Annotated in this window: 12 protein-coding genes and 2 pseudogenes; 7 read left to right on the top strand and 7 right to left on the bottom strand. The window is 70.8% G+C overall.

All coding sequences use genetic code 11. The features are described 5' to 3' along the window. The first annotated feature begins 100 nt into the window (after positions 1–100). The 4 genes and pseudogenes from OG332_RS40240 to OG332_RS40225 all read left to right on the top strand — a co-directional run bounded on the left by OG332_RS40240 (position 101) and on the right by OG332_RS40225 (position 3,514). Positions 101–841 (top strand): hypothetical protein, encoded by a 741-nt coding sequence (locus OG332_RS40240; protein ID WP_327418082.1) that lies wholly within the window; start codon positions 101–103, stop codon positions 839–841. Continuing rightward, positions 805–1,848 (top strand): Mu transposase C-terminal domain-containing protein, encoded by a 1,044-nt coding sequence (locus OG332_RS40235; protein WP_327418081.1) that lies wholly within the window; start codon positions 805–807, stop codon positions 1,846–1,848. Before OG332_RS40240 ends, OG332_RS40235 begins: the two co-directional genes overlap by 37 nt. Beyond that, positions 1,845–2,891, top strand: a pseudogene (locus OG332_RS40230) (ATP-binding protein). The gene OG332_RS40235 and the pseudogene OG332_RS40230 overlap by 4 nt, the downstream one beginning before the upstream one ends. Then, a complete protein-coding gene (locus OG332_RS40225) occupies positions 2,888–3,514 on the top strand; it encodes a hypothetical protein (RefSeq protein WP_327418080.1) in 627 nt (208 codons plus the stop codon). The pseudogene OG332_RS40230 and the gene OG332_RS40225 overlap by 4 nt, the downstream one beginning before the upstream one ends. Positions 3,515–3,739: 225 nt before the next feature. Here the strand turns inward: OG332_RS40225 and OG332_RS40220 are convergent, their stop codons facing one another. Continuing rightward, positions 3,740–4,246 (bottom strand): DinB family protein, encoded by a 507-nt coding sequence (locus OG332_RS40220; RefSeq protein WP_327418079.1) that lies wholly within the window; start codon positions 4,244–4,246, stop codon positions 3,740–3,742. A gap of 399 nt (positions 4,247–4,645) precedes the next feature. On the opposite strand from OG332_RS40220, the gene OG332_RS40215 reads away from it, so the two are divergent. Further along, complete coding sequence (locus tag OG332_RS40215) at positions 4,646–5,395, top strand: hypothetical protein (RefSeq protein ID WP_327418078.1); 750 nt, start codon at positions 4,646–4,648, stop codon at positions 5,393–5,395. A gap of 61 nt (positions 5,396–5,456) precedes the next feature. Here OG332_RS40215 and OG332_RS40210 read toward each other — a convergent pair whose 3' ends face one another. Continuing rightward, positions 5,457–7,037, bottom strand: a complete 1,581-nt coding sequence (locus tag OG332_RS40210; RefSeq protein ID WP_327418077.1) for an acyl-CoA synthetase — start codon at positions 7,035–7,037, stop codon at positions 5,457–5,459. 14 nt (positions 7,038–7,051) lie between these two features. Then, entirely contained in the window at positions 7,052–8,158 is a 1,107-nt protein-coding gene (locus tag OG332_RS40205; RefSeq protein WP_327418076.1) for an NAD(P)H-dependent flavin oxidoreductase, read from the bottom strand. Between the two features lie 319 nt (positions 8,159–8,477). On the opposite strand from OG332_RS40205, the gene OG332_RS40200 reads away from it, so the two are divergent. After that, on the top strand, positions 8,478–10,367 hold the full coding sequence (locus tag OG332_RS40200; protein WP_327418075.1) for a serine hydrolase domain-containing protein: 1,890 nt from the start codon (positions 8,478–8,480) through the stop codon (positions 10,365–10,367). 36 nt (positions 10,368–10,403) lie between these two features. On the opposite strand, the pseudogene OG332_RS40195 reads toward OG332_RS40200, so the two are convergent. Together OG332_RS40195 and OG332_RS40190 are read right to left on the bottom strand one after the other, a co-directional pair. Further along, positions 10,404–10,967 (bottom strand): annotated as a pseudogene (locus OG332_RS40195) (GNAT family N-acetyltransferase). A 67-nt stretch (positions 10,968–11,034) separates the two neighbouring features. Beyond that, positions 11,035–11,934, bottom strand: a complete 900-nt coding sequence (locus tag OG332_RS40190; RefSeq protein ID WP_327418074.1) for an RNA polymerase sigma-70 factor — start codon at positions 11,932–11,934, stop codon at positions 11,035–11,037. Between the two features lie 193 nt (positions 11,935–12,127). Between OG332_RS40190 and OG332_RS40185 the strand changes: the two genes are divergently transcribed. Then, positions 12,128–13,186 (top strand): NAD(P)/FAD-dependent oxidoreductase, encoded by a 1,059-nt coding sequence (locus tag OG332_RS40185; RefSeq protein ID WP_327418073.1) that lies wholly within the window; start codon positions 12,128–12,130, stop codon positions 13,184–13,186. A gap of 7 nt (positions 13,187–13,193) precedes the next feature. Here the strand turns inward: OG332_RS40185 and OG332_RS40180 are convergent, their stop codons facing one another. Beyond that, a complete protein-coding gene (locus tag OG332_RS40180) occupies positions 13,194–13,880 on the bottom strand; it encodes a DNA alkylation repair protein (RefSeq protein WP_327418072.1) in 687 nt (228 codons plus the stop codon). Positions 13,881–14,057: 177 nt separating this feature from the next. After that, a complete protein-coding gene (locus OG332_RS40175; protein ID WP_327418071.1) occupies positions 14,058–14,675 on the bottom strand; it encodes a GNAT family N-acetyltransferase in 618 nt (205 codons plus the stop codon). Positions 14,676–14,729 lie beyond the last annotated feature (54 nt).

Here is a 14,729-nt window from a genome sequence, read left to right as displayed (position 1 = left end):
CGGGAGGGGGCGGAAGGTCCCGCCCACAGCCCGGCTCGCGGAGTTTCCCGAGACGGCGGCCGAACGGGCCTGCTGGTGGGAGGAGCACATCCTGGAGGTGATGCACGGCCTTGCTCCGGACGCCGCCGAAGGAGCGGTTCCCCGGCCGCAGTTCGACCCGAAGCGGCATTCACTCGCTGAGCGCGAGCGCGCGAAGGCTGCCGAGCTGACGGCGGCCGGGCATCAGGTGACGGCCAGCGGGGTCAAGCAGCGGCGCCAGCGCTATCAGCGAGACGGGTTGATCGGACTGGCGGATGGCCGGTCGGCCAAGCAGATGCCGGTCTTCGGCAAGGTCGATGCGGTGGTGGAGGCGATGCGGCAGGCGATCGGCGAGACAGGCGAGGATTCGTCGAAGACGATCGGGTTCATCGTCTGGCGGGCGAAGGAGATCCTGGCCCGCCGCAAGGACGCCGCCGCCATCGAGGTTCCCTCACGGGCCACCCTCTACCGGCTCTACGACAAGTTGGCGATCGGCACTCACGCGACGGGGTCGGCCAGCGCCCGCCGGTCGGTCAACGCCCGGCCGCCCGGCCCGTTCGGGGAAGTCCCGGCAAGTGCTCCGGGTGAGCTGATGCAGATCGACTCGACCCCGCTGGATGTGCTGGTGCGGCTGGACGACGGGATCGCGGAGAAGGTCGAGTTGACCGCAATGGTCGATATCGCGACCAGGTCGATCACGGCTGCGGTGCTACGGCCGACCACCAAGGCAGCGGACGAAGCGTCACTCCGGAGGCGATGCGTCCTGGCTGGTCAGAGGCTCTGCGAATGTCCCGTTCGGTGCTGCCGCACCGGCGGTTGCTGAGCTTGGACGAGCGCCTGGAGCACGCGGCAGCACGGCCGGTGATCGTTCCGGAGACGATCGTCTGCGACCACGGCAAGGTGTTCATCTCGAACAACTTCCGTGCCTCCTGCCGATATCTGGGCATCAATCTGCAACCGGCCCACAAGGCGACGCCGACCGACAAGGGAACGATCGAGAAGACTCTGGGCTCGGTGGCCACGCTGTTCGCCCAGTTCGTCGCGGGTTACACCGGCTCGAACCCGGACCGCCGTGGCCGGAAGCTGGGAGACGGGCCCTTGTGGTCGCTGCCCGAACTCCAGAATCTTCTCGACGAGTGGATCATCGCCGTCTGGCAGACGAGACCACATGACGGGCTGCGCGACCCGGACGCTCCGAAGCGGGCGTTCTCGCCGAACGAGAAGTACGCGATGTTGCTGCGGTCCTGCGGCTACGTCCCGGTCCCGCTGAACGGCGAGGACTACATCGAGCTGTTGCCTGAGCGCTGGCAGGCGATCAACAGCTACGGCATCCGGATCAAACACCGCACCTACGACGATATGGAGTTGGGCCCTCTGCGCCGCCAGCATTCCGGGGTGGTGGAGAAGAAGGGGTTGTGGGAGATCCACCATGATCCCTACGACATCTCCCGGATCTGGGTACGCGACCGCCAGCACGATCGGTGGATCACAGTGTTCTGGAAGCACCTGCGCCGCGTCGGCGTCCCGTTCGGAGAGCTGGCCTGGGACCACGCCTGCGAACAGGTCCCCGGCGGCACCGAGGAACAGATCGCGGACGCCGCTGCAACCCTGCTGCGACGGGCTCATGACGGCCCCGCTCCGAAGACGGGCCCCGCGGCCAAGCGGTCCCGGCGCGTCGCCGCTCGGACCCGGGCCACCGTCTCCGAGCGGTCGGCCCCCGATCCGCCCGTCGCCGAGGACGCTCAGGAACACCAGGCGGACACCGAGCTGGCCGAGGTCATCCCGCTGGGCCTGTTCGACCCGCTCGCGAACCCCTGGAGGCGCACGTGACCATCTCCGAACCGCCAGTCCGGCATACCGTTCTGCAGGAGGCCGACGCCGAGGCCAACCTGCAGCTGACCACCCTGGACGAATGGCGGAGGTTCACCGCCGGCCCGCCCCAGCCCGTGGTCATGCTGTCTGCGGATCAATTGCGAAGGCTGTCTGCGGCTGAGCGGACGCTCTACGACGAGGACCGGCTCGATCATCACGCCCGGATGCTCGTGGTCGCCACCTCGTTCGTCGAGAAGACGGTGGTCTGCGGCCGCAGGCTGGTCTTGCTCAACCGGCACGCGATCAGTGCCCGCCGCGGCCTGATGGTCTCTGGGCTGCCCGGCACGGCAAAACCAGCGCCATCACCCAGCTCGGGCTCGCCCACGAGCTCCTCGACCGGGCCCGTCATCCGAACTCCACCGACCGCATCCCGGTGCTCTACATCACCGTCCCGCCCGCGGCGACGGCCCGCATGGTCGCCGCCGAATTTGCGCGTTTCCTGGGCCTGCCGGTCCGGGGCAGGTCGAACATGACGGACATCATCGAGGCGGTGGTCGGCGTCTGTACTGACACCCGCACCGGCCTGGTCCTTGTCGATGAGATCCACAACGTCTCGCAGGTCACACGGGCCGGAGCCGAGGTCTCCGACACGCTGAAGTACTTCTCCGAGCGGATTCCGGCGACTCGTTTACGCGGGCATCAATCTCGAAACCAGCGAGCTGTTGGCCGGCACCCGGGGCGCTCAGATCGCGGGCCGTTTCACCCTCGTCCCCACCCGCCCGTTCCCCTATGGCGAGGAGTGGAAGGGCCTGGTCGCGACCATGGAGGCGACCCTGCTGCTGCACGGTCACCCGCCGGGCAGCCTGGTCAAGCTGGACCGTTACCTCCACAACCGGGCTGACGGCATGATCGGAGCGTTGTCCCATGCCATCCGAGGGGCCGCGATCGACGCGATCCTGACCGGCACCGAACGCGTGACCAAGGAAGGGATCGACGCGATCCCCCTGGACCACGCTGCGGAGACCAGGGGGAAGCCACTGAAGAAGGCGGCCACCCTATGACCGGGGCCCTGCCGGGGCGGCTGGCCCGGCTGCCCGTCCAGGTCGCACCGCGACTCGGTGAGGAAACCGACTCCTTCATCCGACGTCTCGCCCGCGCCAACCACCTCAAGCCCAGCTACCTGCACGGATACCTCTGCGGACCGCCGTTCTGGTTCGGCAAACCCCTCCTGGACCGACTCGCCGACGCCGCCGGACGGTCTCCCCAGGCACTGGAGCGGGCGCTCGCGGACGCAAGTTCGCCCCGAAGGCGCCTCAAGCCCAACCCCCGTTACCCCGGCAAGGACCTGTTTCCGAACCGTGGCGAAATGTCCTTCCTCATCGCCAATGACGCGCGCGACGGGACCATGACCATTCGTGCACTGTCTGAGCGTTACGAGGTCTCACAGCGAGCAGTACGGCGCGTGCTGGACACCGCACGGCCCGCTGATCGTGTTGTGAAGTTCCGCAAGGATCCGGTCATGATCCCCGTCATCCTCCTGGTCGACGACATGCTCGCCCGAGGGGCTCGCGGCAGAGCCATCTGGGCGGAGCTGATGGATGCGCACGACTACTCCGTGTCCTACTCGTCCCTGCTCTACTACATCCACCGCGGCCGGCACATGAAGCGCTACCAGCAGCCATGAGGAACCGGCAGAAGCAAGCCCACCATCGACCCGGCCGCCTGATCGCACTGCCCATCCAGGTCCGGCCCATCGCCGGCGAGGGATTCAATTCCTTCATCGAACGCCTCGCTGCCGCCAACCATCTCAGGGCCGGACACCTTCGGACCTACCTCTGCGAGCCGCCCCCACGGCACCGTCGCCGTCGCCTCGATCCGACTCTGGCTCCGCCCATGATCTCCGCCGGATCTAGTCGCCGGTCGTGCCGTCGAGCATCTCGCGCAGGATGTCCAGGTGGCCGTTGTGGCGGGCTGTTTCCTCGGTGAGGTGGAGGAGGATCCAGCGCAGGTCGACGTGGAGGCCGTTGCGGACGGCTCGCTTGGCCTGGTCGTCCAGGCCGTTCCCGGCGACCAGTTCGCGGTAGCAGGCGCTCTGTTCGGCGTATTCGTCGAGCAACTGCGTGAGTGGGAAGTCGACGGCGATACGCATCTCGCGGTCGGGGTCCTCCTCGGTCCAGGGGCCCCGGTCTTCCTCGCCGAGGAAGACCACCTGGAACCAGTAGTACTCGACCCAGCGGAGGTGGTTGATCACTCCGCTCATGGTCATCAGCGGTGAGCCCGACAGGAGCGCCTTGCGAGCGTTCTCTGCGGAGACGCCCTCGCACTTGGCGCGGGCGGTGTCACGTGTGTAGTCGAGGAACGTGGTGAGCTGGGTGCGCTCGTCCCACGCGGGAGGTGTGTCGTCGATTCTGGTCATCGCGCGAAGCGTCCCCGATCACCGCGACCGATGTCGAGGTATTTATCGACGGGCCCAACCTGCTCCACCTTATCCGGCGGATCGCTACAGCGATTCAGCGCCGGTGGGCCGCCCGGCCTGATCCGCCGGACAGGCCCTAGACACCGAGACCGAACCCGTTGATCGTCCTCACGGAAATTGTGCATGAGCCCGGCTGTCACCGACGAAGCCACCAGGAACACCTCGGAGAACCCGTCTCACGCAACATAGTCCACGCAGGTCGGCAGGACCCGGCCGACTAACTTCGCTGCGACAGGTCAGTGGCGGGAGTGTCGGGCGTGGCGTGGCGGGGCGTCAGGCGGGGCGGGGCGTCTGGTGCGGTGTCCCCGCAAACCCGGGCACGGCACCGCAGAATGGGGCATGACCTCAGCGGACGCACCCTCGGCCTGGACCGAGGCGGACCTGAACGGACTGCACCGCGTCGTGGTCAGGGCGTTGCAGCGCCACGTCTCCCCGGCGCCCGGGGCCGTGGGCGCCACCGGGGAAGCGGGCCGGCCCGTACGCGGGGTGGTGCCGCCGCCGGGACGCCCGGACACCACCCGCGTGGTCCTGTGGGACGGCCGCGACCTGGACAGTTCGGTCGCCTACGACCTGCCCCTGGTCGATGCCTCCCACGACTGCAACATCCCGTGGAGCGTCATCGCCGCGGTGCTGCGGCAGCTGGCCGCCGGCGGACCGGACCCGGCCGCCGCCCCGGCCGCGGACGGCCTGGGCATCCCCGTCATCGACGCCCGCCCCGCGACCTGGCGGTTCCTGGAGAAACCCGCGTACGACCTCACCGACGCGCTGCACGCCGCCGTCTCCATGATCGGTTACTACGGCGGGGATCGGGACCCCGAGCCCGAGCTGCTGCTCGCCGGTTTCCTGCTGGTCGGCCCCGCCACGGTACGACCGTACGTCGACCGGACGGCCGGCACCGCCGCGGCCGCCGGGCCGGCCGCGCGGATCGGTGTGGACATCGCACTGAGGGACGGGGAGGGAGCCGTACGAGGGGGGTTCACCGGGACGATGGCGGCGCTGCCCTCCCTCGTACGCGACGAGCTCGACTGGAACGCCTCGGAGGCCGAGGACCCCTACTGCCCGGCGGTCTACGACTTCACCTCCTGGTGACGCGGGATCAGCTGGACGAGCGGGACCGGCGGATCAGCCGGATCGGCCGGATCCCGCGCGATCACACGGCCCGGTCGCGGCCCTCCCAGTACGGGTCGCGCAGCCGCCGCTTGTAGAGCTTGCCGTTCGGATCGCGCGGCATCGTCTCGATGAAGTCGACGGTCTTGGGGCGCTTGTAGCCGGCGAGCCGGCGTTCGCAGTGGTGCAGGATCTCCGCGGCGAGCGCGTCGCCCGCGACGAAGCCCTCGGCCGGTTCGATGACCGCCTTGACCTCCTCGCCCCAGTCGGCGTGCGGGATGCCGAAGGCGGCGGCGTCCGCGACGGCCGGGTGGGTGAGCAGGGCCGACTCGATCTCGGCCGGGTAGATGTTGACCCCGCCGGAGATGATCATGTCGATCTTGCGGTCGCGGAGGAAGAGGTACCCCTCCTCGTCCATCAGGCCGAGGTCGCCGACGGTGAAGAAGTCGCCGATGCGGTTCTTCTTCGTCTTGCCCTCGTCCTTGTGGTAGCTGAAGCCGCCGGTGTTCATCTTGATGTAGACGGTGCCCAGTTCCCCGGCGGGCAATCGGTTGCCGTCGTCGTCGAAGACGGCCAGTTCGCTGATCGGCCAGGCCTTGCCCACGGTTCCCGGCTTCTTCAGCCAGTCCTCGGCGGTCGCGAAGGCGCCGCCGCCCTCGCTCGCCGCGTAGTACTCCTCCACGCAGCCGCCCCACCAGTCGATCATCGCCCTTTTGACGTGGTCGGGGCAGGGCGCGGCGCCGTGGATGGCATGCCGCATCGAGGAGACGTCGTACGCGTCCTTCGTCTCCTGCGGGAGGGCGAGCAGCCGGTGGAACTGCGTGGGGACCATGTGCGTGTGCGTGCACGCGTGCCGGTCGATCAGGCGCAGCATCTCCTGCGGGGTCCACTTGTCCATCAGGACCAGCGGGTGCCCGATGTGCAGGGCGGCGCCCGCGAACTGGAGGACGGCCGTGTGGTAGAGCGGCGAGCAGACCAGGTGGACGTTGCCGTCGAAGGGGCGGATGCCGAAGATGCCGAGGAACCCGCCGAGGTACGTCTCCTCCGGAAGCCTGCCCGGCAGCGGGCGGCGGATCCCGCGCGGGCGGCCGGTGGTGCCGGAGGTGTAGTTCATGACCCAGCCGAGGGTGCGCTCCCCGGGGGGCGTCCCGGGCTGTCCTTCGAGGAGGTCCCGGTACGGGCGGAAGCCCACGACCGCTCCGACGGCGTAGCGGTGGCTCGCGGGGAGGGCGGCCTCGTCGGCCGCGGCGGTGGCGGCGTCGGCGAAGCGTTCGTGGGCTATGAGCACCTTGGCCCCGGAGTCGGAGACGATCCAGGCGATCTCGGGGCCGACGAGGTGGTGGTTGACGGGGACGAGGTAGAAGCCGGCCTGGGAGGCGGCCAGGTAGGCGGTGAGGAACTCGACGCCGTTGGGGAGGACGACGGCGAAGACGTCCCCCTTCTTCAGACCGGCGGCGCGCAGGCCGTGGACGAGGCGGTTGACGTCGGCGTGCAGCCGGCCGGCCGTCCACTCCTCGCCTTCGGGGGTGACGAGGACGGTGCGCTCGGGGTCGGCGGCCGCCTGGGCCCAGAAGCCTCCCCCGGACTTCGTCCGGGGGGACCCCCATGCAGGCTGGTCACTCATGCTGATCACACCTCTCAGGCCCGGCCGGCGATGCGGTTGATGCGGTCGATGGCGCGCTCGAACCCGGCGGTGAGGTCGTCGAAGACGGCCTGGACGCTGCGTTCGCTGTTCATCCGCCCGACGATCTGGCCGACGGGGGTGCCGAGCAGCGGCTGGACCTCGTACTTCTGGATCCGGGAGACGGCCTCGGCGACGAGCAGGCCCTGGAGCGGCATGGGGAGCGCGCCCGGGCCCTCCGGGTCGTCCCAGGCGTCGGTCCACTCGGTGCGGAGCTGGCGGGCGGGCTTGCCGGTGAGGGCGCGGGAGCGGACGGTGTCGCCGGAGCCCGCGGCGAGCAGCTTCTCGGTGAGGGCGCGCGAATGGAGGTCGGACTCGGTGGTGGTCAGCCAGAGGGAACCGAGCCACGCGCCCTGGGCGCCGAGGGCGAGTCCGGCGGCGATCTGCTCGCCGCTGCCGATGCCGCCGGCGGCGAGGACCGGGAGCGGAGCGACGGCTTCGGCGACTTCGGGGACCAGGACCATGGTGGCGATGTCGCCGGTGTGGCCGCCGGCCTCGTAGCCCTGGGCGACGACGATGTCGATGCCGGCTTCCGCGTGGCGGCGGGCGTGCTTGGCGCTGCCGGCGAGGGCGGCGACGAGGACGCCGTGGTCGTGGGCGCGGGCGATGACGTCGGCGGGCGGGGAACCGAGGGCGTTCGCCAGGAGTTTGATGGGGTAGTCGAAGGCGACGTCGAGCTGGTTGCGGGCGACCTGCTCCATCCAGCCGGTGATCCGCCAGCCGGAGGCCTCTCCTTCGGCGAGCTCGGGAACGTGGTGCTTGGCGAGGGTGTCGCGGACGAAGGCACGGTGCCCGGCCGGGATCATCGCCTCGATGCCGGCTTCGCTGATGCCGTCGACGGCCTTCTTGGCGGGCATGACGACGTCGAGGCCGTAGGGCTTGTCGTCGGTGTGCGCCTGCATCCAGTCGAGGTCGCGCTTGAGGTCGTCGGGAGCGGTGTAGCGGACCGCACCGAGTACGCCGAAGCCGCCCGCGCGGGTGATGGCCGCGGCGACCGCCGGGAAGGGCGTGAAGCCGAAGATGGCGTGCTCGACTCCCAGTTTCTTGCTCAGCTCCGTCTCCATGGGCGGCAGGATGCCGCAGCCCGGCATGCGAGGGAAGAGATTTTCTGATGCAGTGTCAGATTCTTTACGGGCCGGTCGGTGCGGAGGGTGGCCGGCGGGCGGGCAGATACCCACTAGCGTGCGGCGCGAACGACGGCACGGGCAGGTCAGCCAGGATGAACCCAGCCCCGCACGACCGCGACGGGGCAGATCGTCTCGCTGCGGAGAACGGCTCGGCCGGACAGATCCAGCCCCGCCGGCGATTGAGGCGCGAGGTCCGGGGCGGAGCCCTGGGAAACGGCGCCGCAGCAGGACTCGGACGAAGAGCAGGAGGGCGGACATGACAGCACGAACGGGGGCTCACGGCGCGGCGGGCAGCGATGCCCAGGCCGCACCAGCGACGGCGGCAGCGACGGCGACGGCAGGCGGGCCCGGAAAGGCGGGCGGCGGGCTGAGCCGCCGCCGGCTCGGGGCGCGGCTGCTCGCGCTCGGCGGGGTGCTCGTCCTGCACGCCGCGCTCCCCGGCGCCGCCGCCGGGGCCTCGGGCCATCCGGCCGAGCGACGCGCGCTCCAGGGCCTGCGGCTGCGGTACGGCTCCGCACGCCAGGCCGGTCTGCTGGAGCAGCACCTCGAAGGGGTCGCGGACGAGGCCCGGCGGTTCCTCGGCCCCTCCCCCGAACACCCCTACTACGCCGGTGCGGTGGTCCTCGCGGGCCGGGGCCGCACCATCGCCCTGCACCGGGCCATGGGCGAGGCCGTGCGCTACGCGGACTACGACGGGCGGACCGACCGGGTCCGGGAGTTCCCTGCGGCCGAGCGGATCGCGATGGCCGAGGACACCGTCTTCGATCTGGCCTCGCTGACCAAACTGTTCACTTCCATCCTGGCCGTGCAGCAGATGGAACGGGGGCACTTGGAGCTGGAGGCTCCGGTGCGCCGGTACCTGCCGGAGTTCACCGGGGGCGGCAAGGAGGTGATCACGGTCCGTCAACTGCTCACGCACACCTCGGGGCTGCGCTCCTGGGCGCCCTTCTACAAGGAGTCCACGCGGGAGGGCCGCCTGAGGCTGCTGTGGTCGGTGAGGCCTCAGGAGACTCCCGGAACGGTCTACCGGTACTCCGACCTGAACCTGATCACCCTCCAGCTGCTCTTGGAACAGATCACCGGTCGCACTCTGGATGTCCTGCTCCACGACGAGATCACTGCTCCACTCGGAATGCACCGCACTCGTTACAACCCACCGCTCTCCTGGCGCCGGGTCACCGCCGCCACCGAGGTGCAGCGCCCGCCCTGGTCCGGCCTGGACCGCGGACTGGTGTGGGGCGAGGTCCACGACGAGAACGCGTACGCGCTCGGCGGCGTCGCGGGCCACGCCGGCGTCTTCGGCACCGCCTGGGACCTGGCCGTCCTCGCCCGCACCCTCCTCGACGGCGGGGTCTACGCGGGCAAGCGCATCCTGCGCCCGTCCTCCGTCGAGCTGCTCTTCACGGACTACAACACCGCCTTCCCCGGCGACGACCACGGCCTCGGCTTCGAGCTCTACCAGCACTGGTACATGGGCGCCATGGCCACCCCGCACTCCGCCGGCCACACCGGCTTCACCGGCACCTCCCTGGTCCTCGACCCCTCCACCGACTCCTTCCTGATCCTGCTCGGCAACTCCGTCCACCCCGTGCGCACCTGGCGGGCCGGCAGCGCGCCACGCGTCGCCGCCGGCAACCGCTTCGCCCGTGCCGTCCCGGTCCGTACCCGGCACGGCGGCGCGGCCTGGTTCTCCGGGATCGAGCCGGGCACCTCCGGCACGCTCACCCTCCCGCCGCTCACCCCGGCCACGGCCGCCGCCCGGCTGCGCTGCGCCGTGTGGTGGGACACCGTGCCCGGCGAGGGCGCCCTGCACCTGGAGGCCTCATCCGACGGGGAGCACTGGGAACCGCTGCCCTTCAGCACCCTCCGCTCCACCGGCGGCGCGCCCGAGCAATGGCCCCGCGGCTCGGTGAGCGGCTGGTCCGGCCGCATCTGGCACCGCCTCGAAGCCCCCCTCACCGCCACCGGGGCGGGCCGGGAGGTACGCCTGCGCTTCCGCCACACCGCGACCGGCCGCTATGTCGGCCGCGGGATCTACGTGGACGTCATCCGCGTGTCGGAGCCGGCCCGCCTCCTCTTCTCGGAAGACCGCCTCGCCGACGCCGTCCGCCTCGACGTCATCGGCTGGACCCGCTCCACGGACTAGAACGGAAGGGGGCCGGCCCTCGGGGGCCGGGCGGCCCTACGGGGTGGCCGTCGGGTGGGGCGGGCGGTCCGTACGGTCCGTGCGGCAGACGAAGTGGGCGCGGTCGTCGACGGGGTTGTCGGGTTCCAGGGAGCCTTCGGCGATACGGCGCAGGCCCGCCTTCTCCAGTGCCCTCCAGGAGGCCCGGTTGGCGGCATGCACCGGGACGATGATCGCCGTGGTGTCGGGATGGTCGGTCCAGGTCGCCTCGACGACCGCGTGGATCATGCGTGTGCCGTGTCCCCGGCCGGCCAGGCGGGGATCCCCCATCAGCTAGTCGATCGTCACCGCCCCGTCGGGCACGTCGACTTCGGCCGCCAGCTCGGCCGGGTAGTCGGGGTAGCCGGCGAGGCGGCAGCGCTGTACGAGACCGAGCGGTTCGCCGTCGAGCAGGACGAGCGGGGCCTCTGCCGGCTCCTCGCCCCGGGCTGCGGGGCCGAAGTCGCGCTCGACGGCCTCCGGGGAGGTCTCGTGGTTCCACCACCGTGCGACATGCGGCTGCGCCAGCCACTGCCTCAGGTGCGGGAAGTCCGGCTCGCCGAGCCGGCGCCAGGTGATCATCGGGGCTCCTCGGTGGGTCTGCGGCAACAGCCGTATCCGGCCTGCCGGGTGTTCGCCGCCTCCGAATTCAGCGGCTCACAGCGGTTTCCCGGTCCACGTGCGTCAGTTTTTCGGGGTTGCGCACGGTGTAGATGCCGGTGATGACCCCGTCGTCGATCCGCATGGCCACGACCAGGTCGATCTCCCCGCCGATCCGCACGATCAGAGCCGGATGGCCGTTGATCTGCGCCGGCTCCAGCGTGGACACCGGTCCCCACGCCGCCACGCCGGCGGCCAGCAGGCGGGCTACCTTCTCGGCTCCCACGGTGGGCCGCGGCATGGCCTGCTTGATGCCTCCGCCGTCGCTCAGGGCGACGACGTCCGGGGCGAGGAGGTCGACCAGGCTCTGCAGGTCCCCCGTTTCGACGGCCCGCTGGAAGGCCCCGAGCGCGGCCCGGGTCTCCGCCGTGGAGACGGCACCGCGCTGGCGGCGCGCGGCCACGTGCGCCCGGGCCCGGTGGGCGATCTGGCGGACCGCGGCCGGGCTCTTGTCGACGGCCTCCGCGATCTCCTCGTAACCGAGGTCGAAGACGTCGCGCAGCACGAACACCGCCCGCTCGGTCGGTGCGAGCGTCTCGAGGACCAGCATCATCGCCATCGAGATGCTGTCGGCCAGCTCGACGTCCTCGGCCACGTCCGGCGCGGTGAGCAGCGGCTCGGGCAGCCAGGGGCCGACGTACGACTCCTTGCGCCGGCCGAGCGTGCGCAGCCGGCCGAGCGCCTGCCGGGTGGTGATCCGGACCAGGTACGCACGCTGCTCGCGCACCGCGTCGAGATCGACGGCAGCCCAGCGCAACCAGGTCTCCTGGAGGACGTCCTCCGCGTCCACCGCCGACCCGAGCATCTCGTAGGCAACGGTGAAGAGCAGGTTGCGGTGGGTGACGAACGCCTCGATGGCGGGGTCGGGACGGCGATCGTCCTCACTCATGCCGTGCTCCTGTTTCTTCGGTTTCTTGTGCTTCTTCTGTCTCTCGGCTCTCGGCCGTGTCACGCACAAGACACCGGATCCCGCCGTTCTGTGACGCCTCGCCCCCTGTGACGCGCGACACGTGGAAGGGGTGTCACAGGACCCGGCCCGCCGGCATCTCATGTCCGACCAGTCACCGAGGCAGGAGGCCGACATGAAGGTGGTAGTGGTGGGCGCCGGTTACGCGGGCACGCTCGCGGCGAACCGGATCGCCAAGAAGGTGAAGACCGCCGAGATCACGGTGATCAACCCGCGCCCCGACTTCGTGGAGCGCGTACGGCTGCACCAGCAGGTCGTGGGGACCGCCGCCGTCGCGACGCCCCTCGCGTCGATGCTGCGTGACGGGATCGCTGCTCTGGTCGGCACGGTCGACAAGATCGGAGACGGCAGCGTCGTCCTCGACGACGGCGCGAGCGTCGGCTTCGACTACGCGTTCCTCGCCGTCGGCAGCACGGTGCGGCCAATGCCGGGCACCGTCCCGGTGGGCACGTGGGAGGGCGCCGAGCGGGCCCGCGCGGCACTCGCCGCCCTCCCTGCGGGCAGCACGGTCACGGTGATCGGGGGCGGCTCGACGGGCGTGGAGACGGCGGCGGAGGTGGCCGAGGCGAGGCCGGACCTCCAGGTGCGGATCATCGGGTCGTCGGTCGGCCGGGATTTCTCCCACCGGGCGTTCCGGCGGGTCCGGTCCGGACTGGAGCGGCTGAGGGTCTCCGTCGTGGACGACGGCGTCACGGAGGTCACCGACGGCGCGGTGCACCTCCGGTCGGGAGCGGAGTTCGCATCCGACCTGGCCCTGTGGGCGATCGTGTCGGGCGTCCCCGACCTCGCGGCACGCAGCGGTCTCGAAGTCGATGCGGAGGGCCGTGCGCTCGTGGACCCGTACCTGCGCAGCGTCGGCGACGAACGGATCTTCGCCGTGGGTGACTGCGCGGCCGTACCCGGAGCCCGTTTCGCCTGCGCCCTCGCCACGCCGCAGGCAGCTCATGCGGCGAACACACTGGCCCGCCTGAGCGAGGGCCGCACGCCCGAGCCGTACTCCCTGCGTTACGTCGCGCGGGCCGTCACGCTCGGGCGCAGGGACGCGGTGGGCCAGTTCACCCGCACCGACGACTCCCTGCGACGGGCGTACTTCACCGGACGCACCGCCGCCGTGGTCAAGGAGTTGGCGTCCCGAGGCGGGCAGTACGGCGCCCGCACGGGAACCGGCGCCTAGGGGGTCGTCACTTGCCCTGCTGCCGGCTCACCATCTCGGTGATCCAGACGGGCGCGAACGGAGAGGTGCAGCCCGGGGAGGTCGGGTAGTCCTTGAGTACTTCCAGGCGCTCACCGATGTCGATGGCACGGGCGCGGTACTCCGGGTGCTCGATCCCGATCTGGGCCAGGCAGTGGTTCATCGCCCACTGCAGGCGCTCCGGGGCGTCCTTCATCTGCGTCTCGATGACGTCGAGCAGTCCGGCGAGGTCGAGGCCCTCGGGCTTCTTCGCCACGCGCTCGGTGGTGAGCGCCCAGCCGGCACTCGCGATCACCGGATCCGGATCGGCGGACCAGGCCACACGCAGCTCTTCGTGGTGCGGGTTCTTCTTCACCACGTAGTTCACGAGCCAGTCGTGCACCTTGGGCGTGCGGGCCCCGCGCATCATGGCGTCCAGCTCGTCACGCCCGAACGCCTTCGGGCGGCAGATCAGGATCGCCAGCAGTCTCGCCGCGGTGTCGTCCGTCTCCCAGAGCCGGCACGCGAGTTCCTGCTGCGTCTTCAGCCGCTTCGCGAGCGCGCGCAGCTTGCCGAGGTTCACTCCGTGGTCGTCACCGTGTTTTTCGTTGACCGCGCGGGCCTTCGGGTCCTCGAGCGCGGCCAGCTCGGCCATCACCTCGGCCACCGTCACCCCGGTCACCAGCGTCTCGGCCATGTCGGCCTCCCGTCCGTCCCGTGCGGGATGCAGCCTACGACGGAAGGCGGCCCCGGTCGTACACGCGCCGGCGGCGCGGTCGAACGGACGAGGCGGGGCGAGCGGCGGGCCGGGGCGAGCGGTGGGCCGGGGCGAGCGGACCCGTCCACAGTCGGACGGGTCCGCTCGCCCCGTGCGTCACACGGCCCGGGGGTCGACCGGAGGCTGCGGTTCGCGGCGCATCGCCCACAGGGTCGGGCCGCCCCCGGGCAGCCGGATCTCCTCGCGCACGGTGAAGCCGAAGTGCTCGTAGAAGGGAAGGTTGGCGGCCTTGGAGGACTCCAGACAGGCGGGCAGGCCCGCCGCGTCGGCCTTGGCCAGGCCCGAGCGCAGCAGGGCGGCCCCCTGGCCCGTGCCCTGGGCGGCGGGGTCGGCGCCGATCACCGCGAGGTACCAGTGCGGCTCCTGGGGCGTGTGCTGGGCGGCCGCCTCGACAGTGGCCCCGAACAGCTCGGCCCGGTCGCCGAGGATGTTCCGCAGCTGCTGGATGGTTTCCGCGTCGGGAACGGCCTTGGCCTGCGCCTCCGGCGGCACCCAGAAGGCCGCCGCGGCCGCGGTGAACTCGCACACGGCGTTGGAGACGTACTGCCGGGTGAAGAGCGTCGTGAAGTAACTGCCCAGTGACGCCTCGCGCGAGGAGTCGTCGGGGAAGAACCAGCGCATCATCGGGTCGTCGTCGAAGGCCCGGGCCAGGGAGCGGCTGATCAGCGCTGCATCGTCGATCGCTGCCGTCTTCGGCGTGTTCGGTATCAGCATATGGACATTCTGCATCTGATGATCTTGAACGGTGCGGGCGGGGTCCGACTTGTC

This window comes from Streptomyces sp. NBC_01233 (assembly GCF_035989305.1).
Lineage (GTDB): Bacteria > Actinomycetota > Actinomycetes > Streptomycetales > Streptomycetaceae > Streptomyces.
Note: the sequence above shows the minus strand (reverse complement) of the source record. Positions and strands in the feature narration are given on the sequence as shown.